This window comes from Streptococcus sp. OMI750, assembly GCF_047463895.1.
Lineage (GTDB): Bacteria > Bacillota > Bacilli > Lactobacillales > Streptococcaceae > Streptococcus.
On sequence record NZ_JASHCZ010000001.1, the window covers coordinates 751,162 to 764,368 of the forward strand.

Genomic DNA, 13,207 nt, shown 5'->3' on the forward strand with positions numbered 1-13,207 from the left:
ATGAAATACGCAAATCTGTTGGACCGTTTTATTACCTATGTAAAGGTCAACACACGTTCGGACGAAAACTCTACAACCACTCCAAGTACCCAATCACAAGTTGATTTTGCTACCAACGTCTTGATCCCTGAGATGAAACGCGTGGGTCTTCAAAATGTCTACTACCTACCAAACGGCTATGCCATTGGGACACTTCCAGCTAATGATCCAAGCTTTACGCGCAAGATTGGATTTATCTCTCACATGGACACCGCTGACTTCAATGCGGAAAATGTCAATCCACAAATCGTTGAGAATTATGATGGGGGTGTCATTGCCCTTGGTGACTCTGGTTTCACACTGGATCCAGCTGATTTTGCTCATTTGAACAACTACAAGGGACAAACCTTGATCACGACGGACGGTACTACTCTTCTGGGAGCAGATGATAAATCTGGTATAGCTGAAATTATGACGGCTATCGAATATCTGACAGCGCATCCTGAAATCAAACACGGGGAGATCCGTGTCGGCTTTGGTCCAGATGAAGAAATCGGCGTCGGAGCAGATCAATTTGATGCAGAAGATTTTGATGTAGACTTCGCCTATACGGTTGATGGCGGTCCTCTTGGGGAGCTTCAATACGAAACCTTCTCAGCAGCTGGAGCTGAAATCACCTTCAAAGGACGCAATGTCCACCCAGGTACAGCCAAAGGTCAAATGATCAATGCCCTTCAATTGGCCATTGATTTCCATAACAAACTACCTGAAGGAGCACGTCCTGAATTGACCGAAGGCTATGAAGGCTTCTACCACTTGATGAACATTGAAGGAACTGTTGAGGAAGCAAGTGCCAGTTACATCATCCGGGACTTTGAAACTGAAAGCTTTGAGAAACGCAAAGACCTCATGACATCTATTGCATATCAGATGAATGCGGAGCTTGGTAGCGAACGCGTTCTCCTCACCCTCAAAGATCAGTACTACAACATGAAGCAAGTGATTGAAAAAGATATGACGCCGATTACCCTTGCTAAGGAAGTCATGGAAGATCTTGGCATCACTCCAATTATTGAACCGATCCGCGGTGGTACAGATGGGTCTAAAATTTCCTTTATGGGAATTCCTACACCAAACATCTTTGCCGGTGGCGAAAATATGCACGGTCGCTTTGAATACGTTAGCCTCCAAACCATGGAACGCGCTGTTGATACCATTATCGGTATTGTGACCAAAAAATAAGTAAAAAAAGGATTCGGATAGATTGTCCGGATCCTTTATTGTATGTTAGAAAGATTGACAATATCTTTTACCTGATCAATGGACTGAATTAGGGTAAGGCTTGTCTCATTGATAGGGAGATAATAGACTTTATCTGCCAAAGATTCTGTAAAAGGACGATTGGTGAGCAAGATCACTTCTTGTCCCTTTTCTTTCAGCTTTTGAACTTGCAGGCGGACTTTCTCATAAAAGTGAACATCGCGAATGTCTAGATCATCCACCAAGACACAAGCAGCATCCAAACCGAATGACTCATTGGTCCCGTTTTGGGTCAGATAATAGGCCGCTCCTTCTTTGACCTCATATAAGCCAGCTGATGGCTCAACCGGAAGAAATGCTGGTTTGATTTCAGCTTCTGCTACTTTTTCCATTTCTACAAGGTTGGCTAAAACCTGCAAATAAATCGGTGCTAATTTACTTAAATCCAATAGTTCCTCAAATTCAAAACCACGTTTCAGAGCCTCTAAAATATAGAAGAGCCGATGGGGCATATGACGAGCTATTTTTTGGATTAACTCATCATCGCTCATTTCTTCAGGAAAGACAGTCAGCAGTTTTTTATCTTTAATGGTTTCTAAGGCCTGTTGGTAAGCTTCATCGATCCTCTTTCCAAATCCATAAACTGCCCCATAAGAGTGAATTTGGGTATTGAGACGGGCATTCTGTGCAGCATCTAAAAAGATCGGAATCTTAAAGAAAATATAGTCTAGACTGGGTTCATAGACAGCCTTTAGATCCTCTAATAAAGGGTGAGGCAAATGCTCGAGAGAGCGCCCCAATTGCAGCTGCACGCCTTGCTCAAACAAGGAATAGCCCAAGCCCATAGAGGCCATCGATATGCTATCTGAAGCAAATGGATTAACCTCTAAGATATAAAAAGCATAGCTAGTCGGATCTAGAGCAAATTTGATGGATATGGCTCCTGTCAGCTTCAGATAGCGACTGATGTGGATCGCTGCTTCACGAAGATTTTGAAACTCCCGGTCAGTCAGAGTGACCGCTGGCATGAATTGGTAAGAGTCACTGGAGTGGATCCCAACAGGATCAATGCTTTCAATAGAGGCCGCCAAGTAGTGATTGTCTTCACGATCCCGCATGACTACAAAATCCAGTTCCTTAAAGCCATAAGTCGAAAATTCTAGCAAACACTGCTGACTTGGAGAGACCGAAAGTCCCATTTCTACAGCTTCGCACAAATCATCCAGGTTATGAGCAATCTTTCGCCCTTGCCCTTGTTTACTTGCTACCGGCCAGATCATAACAGGAAATTGAATGCCTTCAGAAAACTCGATAGCTTCTCGAACTGAGCTCACCAGTGCCGAAGCCGGTACCTGATAGCCCAGCTCTTGAAAGAGACGTCGTTGATCTGCCTGCTGATAAAAGCTACGGTACCGTTGGAGACTCGGCCCGACAATCATGATCGATGCATCTTTGAAAAATCCAGTTTCTTCCAAACGAAACAAGAGATTCAAAATCTGTTTGTCCGCGAAAGCTAAGAGCAAGCGAGATCCAGTATAAGAAAGAAGAGTCGTCCTAAGAGCATCCAGCTTGAGCTTACTAACTACAACTATATCTGCAGCTTCTTGGGTGATAGCATTTTCTTCGCCCAAGTAAAGGACAAGAGCATTCCCATCCTTGGCATTGAGTTTTTGTGCTTCATTTACCGCAGCCAAAAGACTAATATCCTGATAAGAATCTCCACACAGGAGAAGCAATTTCTGGTTTTGTTTCATCATTCCTTCTCCCTTCTACTTTCGTGAATTTTGGCATCAATCAACTCTAAAAATTCGTCGTAAAAATAGAGATTTTCTCTTGGACCTGGACTAGCATCTACTTGGAATTGAACCCCTAAAATTGGTTGGTAACGATGACGAAAAGCTTCAATACTATGGTCATTGACATTTTCATGTGTGACCAATAAATCATGGGGCAGACTGTCCCTCGCTATACTATACAAGTGATTTTGGCTGGTCAACTCAATTTTTCCTGTTGCTATTTCACGAACAGGAATATTCAATCCGAAGTGACCAACTTCCATAGGGGCTAGTTCTGCTCCATAAGCTTGAGCTAACACCTGTGCTCCCAAGCCCATGCCCCACATCGGAATCTGACCATTGAGCTTTTTGATCAAGCGGCAGAGTTTTTTCACCTGACGGGGATCGCCTGGCCCACTGGATAAAATAACCCCATCTGGTTGTTGCTCCATCAGCTCAAAATAAGAGATATCATAGGGATAAACTGTCACATTACAGTCCCTTTGACTCAGCTGGCGTAAGACAGAGTGCTTGACCCCTAGATCAATCAAGGCAATACTCTTTCCAAAACCAGGTACAGGATAGGCCGTTTTGGTCGAGACTTGACGCACTTGGTCTTTTGGAAGGACTGTCGCTCGCAACTGATCCAAGATATGCTCGATCGAATCCCCCTTGTTAATAACAGTTGCCTTCATCCGTCCATACTTGCGGACAATTTTTGCAACCTGGCGGGTATCAATCCCTACAATACCTGGGATTTTTTTTCGCTTCAAGAACTCATCCAAGGTCATCTGTTGCCGCCAATTGCTCGGCATTTCCACCAGATGCTGAACCACTACCGCTAAACAAGTGGGTGTAATGGATTCAGAATCATCCCGATTGATCCCTGCTGCGCCAATAACCGGGAAGGTAAAGGAGAGAATTTGGCCACTAAAAGCCTGATCCGTGAGCAATTCTTGATAACCTGTCATGGCTGTGGTAAAGACCAACTCACCAGTCACATATAGATCTGCACCAAAGGCTTCTCCTTCAAATACAGTCCCATCCTCTAGGACCAATAATCGTTTCATTGAACCCCTCCCTTCTATTACACTAATCCAATTTTATCACAGTTCCTCAAAAAAAGGAAAGTCAGATTCCATGTAGCGATCTACTCTGTCCTCTTTCTTTCCTTTCAATGGATTGTCAGTTAACTTATTTAGCTTCACGCCCTTTAAGGACGGCTTCAATGATGGCCATACGGACAAAGACACCATTGGTCATTTGTTCTACGATGCGTGATTTAGGAGCTTCTACCAAGTGGTCAGCAATTTCAACGTCACGGTTGACTGGTGCTGGGTGCATCAAGATCGCAGTATCTTTCATACGGTCATAACGTTCTTGTGTCAAACCATGAAGACGGTGGTAGTTTTCTTTAGAGAAGAGTGATTCGTAATCATGACGTTCGTGCTGCACACGCAAGAACATCATCACATCTACTTCTTCAATCACTTCATCGATAGTGACAAAGGTTCCATACTCTTCAAATTCTTCACTTCTCCATTCGTCTGGACCAGCGAAGTAAAGGGTTGCTCCTAAACGTTTCAAGATTTGCATGTTAGATTTTGCCACACGTGAGTGGTCCAAATCTCCAGCGATACAAACTTTCAAGCCATCAAAGTGACCAAATTCTTGATAGATGGTCATCAAATCTAGCAAGCTTTGGCTTGGATGCTGACCTGAACCATCCCCACCATTGACAATTGAAGCTGTAATGGTTGGACTTTCCACTAATTCTTTGTAGTAGTCCACTTCAGGGTGACGGATGACACAGACATCTACTCCAAGAGCAGACATGGTCAAGATGGTATCGTAGAGTGTTTCCCCTTTGTTTACAGAGCTTGTCTTCACATCAAAGTCAAGGAGATCACATCCCAATTTCAACTCTGCTACTTCAAAGGCTTTATGGGTACGAGTTGAAGATTCAAAGAAAAGGTTTGAGACGATATGTTGGTCTTCGTAGGCTACTTTAGCTCCGTTTTTGAACTCAATCCCACGCTTGATCAAAGCCATTACTTCTTCGTTGGTAAGAGTTTCCATTGAGACAAGGTTTTTAAGAGCGATTTGATTTTCAGACATGATGATTCTCCTTTTAGTTTGGATGTAGATGGTTACAAATTAATTAAGCTTCTTTGATGAGGACGCGGTCTTGACCGTCTAGCTCCACCATCTCGACAATGATTTCTTCTGACTTACTTGTCGGGATATTTTTCCCAACAAAGTCTGGACGAATCGGTAACTCCCGATGCCCACGGTCGACTAGAACCGCAAGACTTACTCGAGCAGGACGACCGTGACTGACCAGATTGTCAATGGCAGCGCGAATCGTGCGACCTGTATAGAGGACATCATCGATCAAGATGACCTCTCTGTGAGCGATATCAACTGGTAACACTGTCGTATCTTCTGTTGCCTTCATATCATCTCGGAAAGGCTTGGTATCGAGTTCTGCAACAGGAACATCAATTTGCTCCAGCTGAGAGAGGCGTTCTTGGATCCGGCGAGCAATGTAAACACCGCGCGTCTTGATCCCCACCAGCACAATCTGGCTTAAATCTTTGTTTCGTTCAATGATTTCGTAGGTGATGCGGGTAATGGCCCGCTTCATCGTCAAATCATCAACGACTTCTTTGGTTTTCATTCAGTCCTCCTTAGTGGTAAAAGAAAAACCTCCTTTTTCAAGGAGGTTCAGCAAATGAATGGTCTAAGAGGATAGAGTCTCGCCCTATGGTCCTAGCCATTGTTTTTCACAGTCTCCTTGCCTGCCTCACGGGACAGGATTAAAGGATTTATTTAATTGAGATAACTATATCACAGTTTCAAACGACATGCAAGAAAAAACGCAATTTTTTTCAAAAAAATTTAAAAACTGCACTTTTACATGAAAGAACGTTCGGTTTTTACTAAGAAACAGACGATTTTTGCTTGATATTTTTGATCCCATAGAGCACATAGCCCGCTAAAAGGTAGGCGATAAAGATGATCACCACCCATTTGCCCACAAAAGCCCAGCCGTATTTATTGACATTGATAAAGAAATAGGCAAAGGGACTATCTTTAGCACCTGGAATCGGCCACTTAAGAACCAAACCATTGAGAAGAGCAAAAAGCATATAAGCTACAGGAAGCAAGGTCCAAGCCAAAGGATCCAGCTTACGGTATTGCTTGGGCTTATCAATCACTAGAGTGTCAAAGAAGAACATCAAGGGAACAATATAGTGACAGAGGAAGTTTTCCAAGCGGTAAAACTTCTCAGGTGTCGCGATGGGAGCTAGCATAAAGTGGTAGATGACACAGGTGATCATAATGGACATGGTGACCGCCCCCTTTATGCGAAGGTAACCTTGGGTCTGGGTTGATCGACCCCGAAGCATGCGCCAGACCATGTCTCCCATGAAGAACATGACCAACATGTTGGACAAAATAGTGTAATAAAGCATCATCCCAAAACCACCATGCTTGGTCAGTTGCAGATAAACGCCGATGACACTCAAGATAAACAATAGAAAACGATAGCTAAACAATAGTTTGAATTTCATAGTATTCTCCTGAAAGAAAAGGGCTGGGCCCTTCTTCTTATCCTTAGATTTTCTTTACAAATTCTGATTTGAGTTTCATTGCGCCAAAGCCATCAATCTTACAATCGATGTTATGATCGCCTTCGACGATACGGATGTTTTTCACGCGCGTTCCTTGTTTCAAATCTTTTGGTGCCCCCTTGACTTTTAAGTCTTTGATCAAGGTCACGGTATCGCCATCAGCCAATTTATTTCCGTTGGCGTCAATCGCTACGACACCCTCTTCTTCTTCGACCTCAGCTGGGTTCCATTCATAAGCACACTCTGGGCACACCAAGAGAGCTCCATCTTCATAGACATATTCAGAGTTACATTTTGGACAGTTTGGTAAGTTATTCATTTCAATCTCCTTATTCAAATTAACTTTCATAGTATACCATGAAAGCGAACATTTGACAAATCCTGCTCGACTGTATAAAAAGGAGGCAACTTGGCCCCCTTACATGGATGATATCTTTCAATCTTCTTGCAATTCTTGAATATCCCGAATCACGCACACTCCTGCTTGATTCTTTTCGCGCAGTTCAGCTTCAGAGTATGGGAAGGTATTGATCAAGATACTCTCCATGCCGATACTTTGGGCAACAGCAACATCTGTTGTAAAGTCATTGCCCACCATGACTGTTTTCTCAGGGTTCAACTGGTGTTCTTTCAGCACTTTCAAGAGGAACTCTGGCTGAGGTTTGCGAATGCCTGCATCTGATGACAAGTAAATGGCATGGAAAAGTTCTCTCAAGCCTAATAAATCAATCTCAGGATTGGTAAAATCTGCTTGGGCATTGGATAAGAGATAGATCCGGCAACCTGCAGCTTTCATATCCTCTAATACTTCTTTCGTGTGAGGATAAAGCTCCAATCGTTTGCGAGAAAGGACACGGAAAGTCCGTGCAATCAAACGTCCCCACTCTTTGAGGTGGGCAACACTGTTTCCACTTGGATGACTTTCTAAATACAATTGCACAAAAATAACCGTCAGATCAATCTCAGGATAGGCAACTTGTTTTTCCTTAGCCAAGTCTTCTTCGGCTTGTTGCACCAACTCTCTATAACGCAGGCGCAGACCTTCTCCTGTGTAACTTGCCCCGTAGGATTGGTAGATCTGAGCCATGGTATCCCATAAGACTGGACTCGACTCATCAGTTTCGATGTCGACTAAAGTTCCATAAAAATCAAAAATATAGTTTTTAAATGCGTACTTGCGCGGATTCATCTCTCACTCCCGTAACAAACATGGTAAAGGTTGCCTTGCAGACATTGGTACCGTCTTGATTGGTAATATCGACATCTACAACACGAGTCGTCCGCCCACTGTGGACACATTCCCCGTGAATGGTCAGAACATCCCCCAGAGCACCTGCTTTCAAGTAATTGATAGAAGACTGCAAGGTTACCCCGTCTACTCCCTGAGAAATCACGACCAAGCCACTAATCTGGTCACACAAGGTAAAGAGATAGCCACCGTGCGCATTTCCATAATAATTGAGAGACGATTCCACGACCTTGGTTGTCACAATGACATGGCCGTCTCTCATCTTTTTAATGTCATAATTTTCAAATGCAGCAATCGCATCGAAGTGAAAATCTTTCATCTATTTGCCACCTTTTCTAGCATCTTTTCAACTCCTCTATCATACTACAATTAAGGACTAGATACAAGAAAAGGGGCAGTTCCTTAGAGCTAAAAAAGAACTAGATAGTTCTAGCTCTTTGCTTAAAATCTTAATTTTTCCCAGCCATCGTCTGTCCGTTTGCGGTAATAGTACTCCGATAAATCCGGGTCTTCCATCACTTCCAGTAGAGGAAGCATGTCGTAGGACAAGTCCAACTTTTCTAATTGGTCCTTCTCAACCCAAGAAACTTCTCCTTCATCAGACGATCTGAGCTGGCCGGTGAATTCTGTCGCTTTGTAGCAAAAGACAATATAGCGGCCTCCCTCATCTGGCTCCCAGTCTTTGACTGCAACCAGTTTTGGATCTGCAATTGTCAGTCCTGTCTCTTCGTAAACTTCACGAATGACGGATTCTACAAGGCTTTCTCCTTCTTCGATATGGCCACCTGGAAAAGCATGGCCAGCCCAGTGAGTCTTTTCAGGTGAGCGGTATTGGAGGACTACTTTCCCATTTTCAAGATCTTCGACCATGCAAAGATTGCACAGTATAGTAGGCGTTGTACGTGACATATATTTCCTTTCTATGATATTGACAATTAATCAATATAAACTTTTTTCTTTATCTCTTTTTTCATCACAAAGGGATTTACCAGCTCATGGTATTCATCATAGGCATCCAAAAGAGAGCCTCTCTGAAAGACAATTGACTTCTCTTTTAAATAATACTCCGAGTGAATCGTTACCGAACCATGACCATCGAAGCTAAGGACCAACTCAATGAAAAATACTAGAATCAGCATAGCAAAGAGACTCAAAAGAACACTCACAAGATTCTTCCAATTTGTAGCATGATTTCGATAGAAGCGATACCAGCTGTGACTAAAAGCCGTCACAGCTCCAAGATACAGCCAAGGATTCCACAGAAGCGGCGTAAATGCGTAGCCATAGAAACCTAAAAGGACGTTAGCAAACATGAAAGTCAGTAAAAGAATATAAACAATTTGAAATACTTTTATGAGTTTAATCATTCCTTATTTCTCTTCTTTTTCCTCAATTTTATTATGAACAAGATCAAGGCCGCTATAATGAAGAATATCGCATAGGTCACGATAGGAAACCAGATGTATTTCAGATTCAAAGTGTAAAGCGGTGGAATATAATCTCCCATGCGTCGCCCTTTGATCCCAAACCCAATATGCACAACAGACGTAATTGCATTCACGTACAAAAAGACGGTTGCGAAATATTCAATGGAAGCTCGGTCTTCTTTCTGCACTCGAAAGACATTAAAATACAATCCATTCAGCAATAAATATAGATTCATGAATAAGGGAAATAGATAATTAAAATCACGGTATGTCCTTGGGATTAGATGATTGTCAAAAAGAAAGACACCTAGGGTCGCTCCCATTGACAAAAACATGATAAAATCCAGAAGCATACCAATACCTGAATGCCTTTCAAGCCACAGGTTTAAGCGATCTAACCAGCTTCTTTTACTCTTTATTCTATTTTGATGGTTGACCTTCTTTAAAGTATTTTTCTTCTGCTTCATTACCCTCATTTCCTAACGTTAAGGATTTACTCAGAGTTTCTTCACTTCTTCTGCGACCTTTTGGAGATGCTGTTCCCGCATACTAGCGGTATTCACATCGCGACCGACTTCTCCTAAGATGCAGACGCGCTTGGTTTTAATCCCACAGTGGTTCAAGACGGCATTCTTCAAAACAGAGATGCCATAACTATCTGGAATGTTGAGAGGGCCTGAAAAGATCTTGTACCACCAAGTAGGCGCCATGGAGGTCGCATAAATGCTGGCTGTTTTTCCTTTAAGCAACTTCTTAAATTGCTTGCCTCTAAGGTAATTCCAGATGAAGCTTCCTTGATCATTGGCCGAGTAGGCAATCCCCGGTGTAAAGACCCGGTCGATCCAGCCCTTCATAAGGCTCGGCATACTACTCCACCAGATGGGATAGACAAAGATCAGGTGATCCGCCCACTGAATCCATTCTTGAGAACGAAGGATAAATGGATCTTCCTCCATCCGCTTTCGATAGCCACAGCGAAGAACCGGATCAAAGTCCTCTTCATTGAGATTGATCACTTTAAGCTCATGGCGACCTGAGTCAATATTTTCTACAATGGTTTGAAAAATAGCCTGACAGTAACTTTCCTTATCCGGATGCCCATTGATCACTAAAATCTTCATTCGTCTTCTCCTTCATTTCTTTAGTTCATTCTATCTCTTTTATTTTTTTACTTGATTAATTGATAATGATTCAAAGATTGATAGATAGGTCCTTTAGGAATTATTATTTGAAGAACACATCATCCGCAATTCCTTAACGGGTTTTCCAAGTTTAAGTATTTTTTCTTGCCCATCAAAAGTAAAACCCATTTTTTGATAGAAAGCAATGGCTCACTTATTATCTTTCAATACCCATAAATAAATTTCAGAAAAATGATCAAGAGTCCTCAAAGCTTCCTTCATTAATTTCTGAGCAATACCTTTTCCATAATAGTCTTTTAAAACATATAAAGCAATGATTTCACCAGCTTGAATGGCCTCATCACGAAAATTTCCATAGCTGATAAATCCAACGACTTTCTTTCCATCCATCGCAATCAAGGTATTTTCTGGATACTTTTGACTAAAGAAACGACATCTATCTAAAGTCATCGTCTCCTGAAATTCCGCGGGTAAAAGATTGTCATAAGCCTCTCTCCACGTTTGCCAATGAACGAGAGATTTTCCTTCTATCTCTTCAGGAGTTTCCATTGTTTTAATGATAATCTTCATTCGCATTATCCTATCTAATCCAAGGCCTTGACTTCCAACATCATATCACGGATTTGCGCTGCTAACTCAAAGTCAAGCACTTCGACGGCTTCTTGCATCTGGCTTTGTAGTTTCTTGACCAGTTCCTTGCGCTCTTGGCGGTTGAGACTGGTGATATCCACTTCCTTGTCCTCTTCCTTGGCCACCGCCTTTGTAACAGAGATCAGGTCACGGATTTCCTTCTTGATGGTTTGTGGCACAATGCCATGCTCTTCATTATAAGCCATCTGAATCTGACGACGACGGGCTGTTTCATCGATAGCTTTTTGCATAGACTGAGTCATGGTGTCCGCATACATGATCACGTGCCCCTCACTATTACGGGCAGCACGACCGATGGTCTGGATGAGTCCCCGCTCGTTACGGAGGAAACCTTCCTTATCCGCATCGAGGATGGCAACTAGACTCACTTCCGGTACGTCAATCCCTTCCCGAAGGAGGTTGATCCCGACCAAGACATCAAAGACACCCAGACGCAAATCACGGATAATTTCTGTCCGCTCCAAAGTCTTAATATCCGAATGCATGTATTTGACCTTGACACCCATTTCTTTGAAGTAGTCGGTCAAGTCCTCTGCCATCTTCTTGGTCAGGGTGGTGACAAAGGTCCGCTCTCCCCGTTCTACACGCGCATTGATCTCACCCAAGAGATCGTCCATTTGTCCCATGGTAGGGCGCACTTCCACCTCGGGATCGAGTAGACCTGTCGGACGAATGATCTGTTCGATGACAGTATCGGTTTGTTCCATCTCATAATCACCCGGTGTCGCTGACACATAGACAATCTGGTGGACATGGCTTTCAAACTCCTCCCGACGCAGTGGCCGGTTATCCAAGGCAGACGGCAAACGGAAACCATAGTTGACCAGCATTTCCTTACGAGAACGGTCACCATTGTACATTCCCTTGATCTGTCCCATGGTCATGTGGCTTTCATCGATCATGATGAGAAAATCTTCTGGGAAGAAGTCAAGAAGGGTGTAAGGCGGCTCTCCTTCGCTTCGTCCATCCATGTGGCGAGAATAGTTCTCCACCCCGTTGGTGTAGCCCATCTCTCGCAACATTTCAATATCATACTCGGTCCGTTGCTTCAGGCGTTGGGCTTCTAAGAGCTTACCTTCTTTTTCAAAGACCTTCAACTGCTCCTCTAGTTCCGCCTGAATCTTGGCAATGGCCACTTCCATATGGTCGTCATTGGTCACGAAGTGAGTGGCTGGGAAGATCGCTAAGTGGTCCACATCTCCTAAAACCTGGCCGGTCAAAGCTTCAATCTCACGAATCCGCTCAATCTCATCTCCGAAAAACTCGACTCGAAAGGCATGCTCATCACGCGAAGCTGGGAAAATCTCGACCACATCTCCACGGACACGGAATTTCCCCCGTTGAAAGTCGATATCATTACGTTCAAACTGGATGTCCACCAAGTCATTGAGCAAACGATCACGAGAAATCTCCAGACCTGGACGCAAACTGACCACGCTGTCGGAATATTCCTTAGGCGAACCCAACCCATAGATACATGAAACAGACGCTACAACGATGACATCGTTACGCTCCAAGAGCGCTGAGGTTGCTGAGTGACGAAGCTTGTCAATCTCATCATTGACCGAGCTATCCTTTTCGATATAGGTATCACTCGATGGTACATAAGCTTCTGGCTGGTAGTAATCGTAGTAAGAAACGAAGTACTCGACAGCATTCTCTGGAAAGAACTCCTTGAACTCCCCATAGAGCTGACCTGCTAGCGTTTTATTGTGGGCAATGACCAGGGTCGGTTTATTGACCTGGGCAATAACCTGGCTCATGGTATAGGTCTTCCCCGTACCAGTCGCCCCCATCAAGATTTGGGCCTTCTCGCCTCCCTCGATGTTATCCACCAACTGCTCAATGGCCTGCGGTTGGTCCCCAGACGGTTGGTATTTGGATACTAGTTTAAATTTGTTGTCTGTAATTCGATTAATCATCTCTTTGTCCTCACATATATAGACCTTATTTTACCATAAATCACTAGAATTCTCTGAGATGAGGAATGAAGAGGGAAGACAACATGTTACAGAACGATTCATTAAATTAGTACATGAGCGAATTACAATCTAATTAATTGGACACGCATTAGCATAAAAACTAA

The 13,207-nt window shown here is 43.3% G+C and carries 14 protein-coding genes and 1 pseudogene; 1 reads left to right on the forward strand and 14 read right to left on the reverse strand.

Translation table 11 applies throughout. The features are described from left to right. Positions 1–1,221: a peptidase T gene (gene pepT, locus QM830_RS03800; protein ID WP_414325675.1), complete on the forward strand. Its 1,221-nt coding sequence runs from the start codon at positions 1–3 to the stop codon at positions 1,219–1,221. A 35-nt stretch (positions 1,222–1,256) separates the two neighbouring features. Here pepT and QM830_RS03805 read toward each other — a convergent pair whose 3' ends face one another. From QM830_RS03805 to uvrB, 14 genes and pseudogenes are all read right to left on the reverse strand, one after another. Next, positions 1,257–2,996 carry a carbamoyl-phosphate synthase large subunit gene (locus tag QM830_RS03805; protein ID WP_414325676.1) on the reverse strand — a complete coding sequence of 580 codons (1,740 nt, stop codon included), beginning with the start codon at positions 2,994–2,996 and terminating at the stop codon, positions 1,257–1,259. Then, positions 2,993–4,084 carry a carbamoyl phosphate synthase small subunit gene (locus QM830_RS03810; protein WP_414325677.1) on the reverse strand — a complete coding sequence of 364 codons (1,092 nt, stop codon included), beginning with the start codon at positions 4,082–4,084 and terminating at the stop codon, positions 2,993–2,995. Before QM830_RS03810 ends, QM830_RS03805 begins: the two co-directional genes overlap by 4 nt. A gap of 124 nt (positions 4,085–4,208) precedes the next feature. Further along, positions 4,209–5,132, reverse strand: coding sequence for an aspartate carbamoyltransferase catalytic subunit (locus tag QM830_RS03815; RefSeq protein WP_009731124.1), 924 nt, complete (start codon positions 5,130–5,132; stop codon positions 4,209–4,211). 43 nt (positions 5,133–5,175) lie between these two features. Further along, the gene (pyrR, locus tag QM830_RS03820) at positions 5,176–5,694 is read right to left on the reverse strand and encodes a bifunctional pyr operon transcriptional regulator/uracil phosphoribosyltransferase PyrR (RefSeq protein WP_003001719.1); all 519 of its coding nucleotides are present in this window, start codon (positions 5,692–5,694) and stop codon (positions 5,176–5,178) included. Between the two features lie 262 nt (positions 5,695–5,956). Further along, the gene (locus tag QM830_RS03825) at positions 5,957–6,592 is read right to left on the reverse strand and encodes a Pr6Pr family membrane protein (protein ID WP_414325678.1); all 636 of its coding nucleotides are present in this window, start codon (positions 6,590–6,592) and stop codon (positions 5,957–5,959) included. A 43-nt stretch (positions 6,593–6,635) separates the two neighbouring features. After that, the gene (locus QM830_RS03830; RefSeq protein ID WP_003016288.1) at positions 6,636–6,971 is read right to left on the reverse strand and encodes a zinc ribbon domain-containing protein YjdM; all 336 of its coding nucleotides are present in this window, start codon (positions 6,969–6,971) and stop codon (positions 6,636–6,638) included. A gap of 117 nt (positions 6,972–7,088) precedes the next feature. Next, a complete protein-coding gene (locus tag QM830_RS03835) occupies positions 7,089–7,841 on the reverse strand; it encodes an HAD family hydrolase (protein WP_414325679.1) in 753 nt (250 codons plus the stop codon). After that, positions 7,816–8,220, reverse strand: a complete 405-nt coding sequence (locus QM830_RS03840; protein ID WP_009731129.1) for a PaaI family thioesterase — start codon at positions 8,218–8,220, stop codon at positions 7,816–7,818. Before QM830_RS03840 ends, QM830_RS03835 begins: the two co-directional genes overlap by 26 nt. A 122-nt stretch (positions 8,221–8,342) precedes the next feature. Further along, the gene (locus tag QM830_RS03845; protein WP_414325680.1) at positions 8,343–8,810 is read right to left on the reverse strand and encodes an 8-oxo-dGTP diphosphatase; all 468 of its coding nucleotides are present in this window, start codon (positions 8,808–8,810) and stop codon (positions 8,343–8,345) included. 26 nt (positions 8,811–8,836) lie between these two features. Beyond that, positions 8,837–9,268 carry a hypothetical protein gene (locus QM830_RS03850; protein WP_414325681.1) on the reverse strand — a complete coding sequence of 144 codons (432 nt, stop codon included), beginning with the start codon at positions 9,266–9,268 and terminating at the stop codon, positions 8,837–8,839. Next, a complete protein-coding gene (locus tag QM830_RS03855; protein WP_414325682.1) occupies positions 9,265–9,795 on the reverse strand; it encodes a hypothetical protein in 531 nt (176 codons plus the stop codon). The genes QM830_RS03850 and QM830_RS03855 overlap by 4 nt, the downstream gene beginning before the upstream one ends. A 30-nt stretch (positions 9,796–9,825) precedes the next feature. Beyond that, positions 9,826–10,449, reverse strand: coding sequence for an NAD(P)H-dependent oxidoreductase (locus tag QM830_RS03860; RefSeq protein ID WP_414325683.1), 624 nt, complete (start codon positions 10,447–10,449; stop codon positions 9,826–9,828). A gap of 93 nt (positions 10,450–10,542) precedes the next feature. Beyond that, positions 10,543–11,040: pseudogene (locus QM830_RS03865) on the reverse strand (N-acetyltransferase family protein). A gap of 14 nt (positions 11,041–11,054) precedes the next feature. Next, complete coding sequence (gene uvrB / locus QM830_RS03870) at positions 11,055–13,043, reverse strand: excinuclease ABC subunit UvrB (protein WP_414325684.1); 1,989 nt, start codon at positions 13,041–13,043, stop codon at positions 11,055–11,057. Between the last annotated feature and the right edge of the window lie 164 nt (positions 13,044–13,207).

Bases quoted from the DNA above. Each gene is read 5' to 3' on its own strand.
- uvrB (WP_414325684.1), bottom strand. From the start codon at position 13,043: ATGATTAATCGAATTACAGACAACAAATTTAAACTAGTATCCAAATAC.
- QM830_RS03830 (WP_003016288.1), bottom strand. From the start codon at position 6,971: ATGAATAACTTACCAAACTGTCCAAAATGTAACTCTGAATATGTCTAT.
- QM830_RS03860 (WP_414325683.1), bottom strand. From the start codon at position 10,449: ATGAAGATTTTAGTGATCAATGGGCATCCGGATAAGGAAAGTTACTGT.
- QM830_RS03835 (WP_414325679.1), bottom strand. From the start codon at position 7,841: ATGAATCCGCGCAAGTACGCATTTAAAAACTATATTTTTGATTTTTAT.
- QM830_RS03825 (WP_414325678.1), bottom strand. From the start codon at position 6,592: ATGAAATTCAAACTATTGTTTAGCTATCGTTTTCTATTGTTTATCTTG.
- QM830_RS03850 (WP_414325681.1), bottom strand. From the start codon at position 9,268: ATGATTAAACTCATAAAAGTATTTCAAATTGTTTATATTCTTTTACTG.
- QM830_RS03815 (WP_009731124.1), bottom strand. From the start codon at position 5,132: ATGTCTGAAAATCAAATCGCTCTTAAAAACCTTGTCTCAATGGAAACT.
- pepT (WP_414325675.1), top strand. From the start codon at position 1: ATGAAATACGCAAATCTGTTGGACCGTTTTATTACCTATGTAAAGGTC.
- QM830_RS03855 (WP_414325682.1), bottom strand. From the start codon at position 9,795: ATGAAGCAGAAGAAAAATACTTTAAAGAAGGTCAACCATCAAAATAGA.
- QM830_RS03805 (WP_414325676.1), bottom strand. From the start codon at position 2,996: ATGATGAAACAAAACCAGAAATTGCTTCTCCTGTGTGGAGATTCTTAT.
- pyrR (WP_003001719.1), bottom strand. From the start codon at position 5,694: ATGAAAACCAAAGAAGTCGTTGATGATTTGACGATGAAGCGGGCCATT.
- QM830_RS03810 (WP_414325677.1), bottom strand. From the start codon at position 4,084: ATGAAACGATTATTGGTCCTAGAGGATGGGACTGTATTTGAAGGAGAA.
- QM830_RS03840 (WP_009731129.1), bottom strand. From the start codon at position 8,220: ATGAAAGATTTTCACTTCGATGCGATTGCTGCATTTGAAAATTATGAC.
- QM830_RS03845 (WP_414325680.1), bottom strand. From the start codon at position 8,810: ATGTCACGTACAACGCCTACTATACTGTGCAATCTTTGCATGGTCGAA.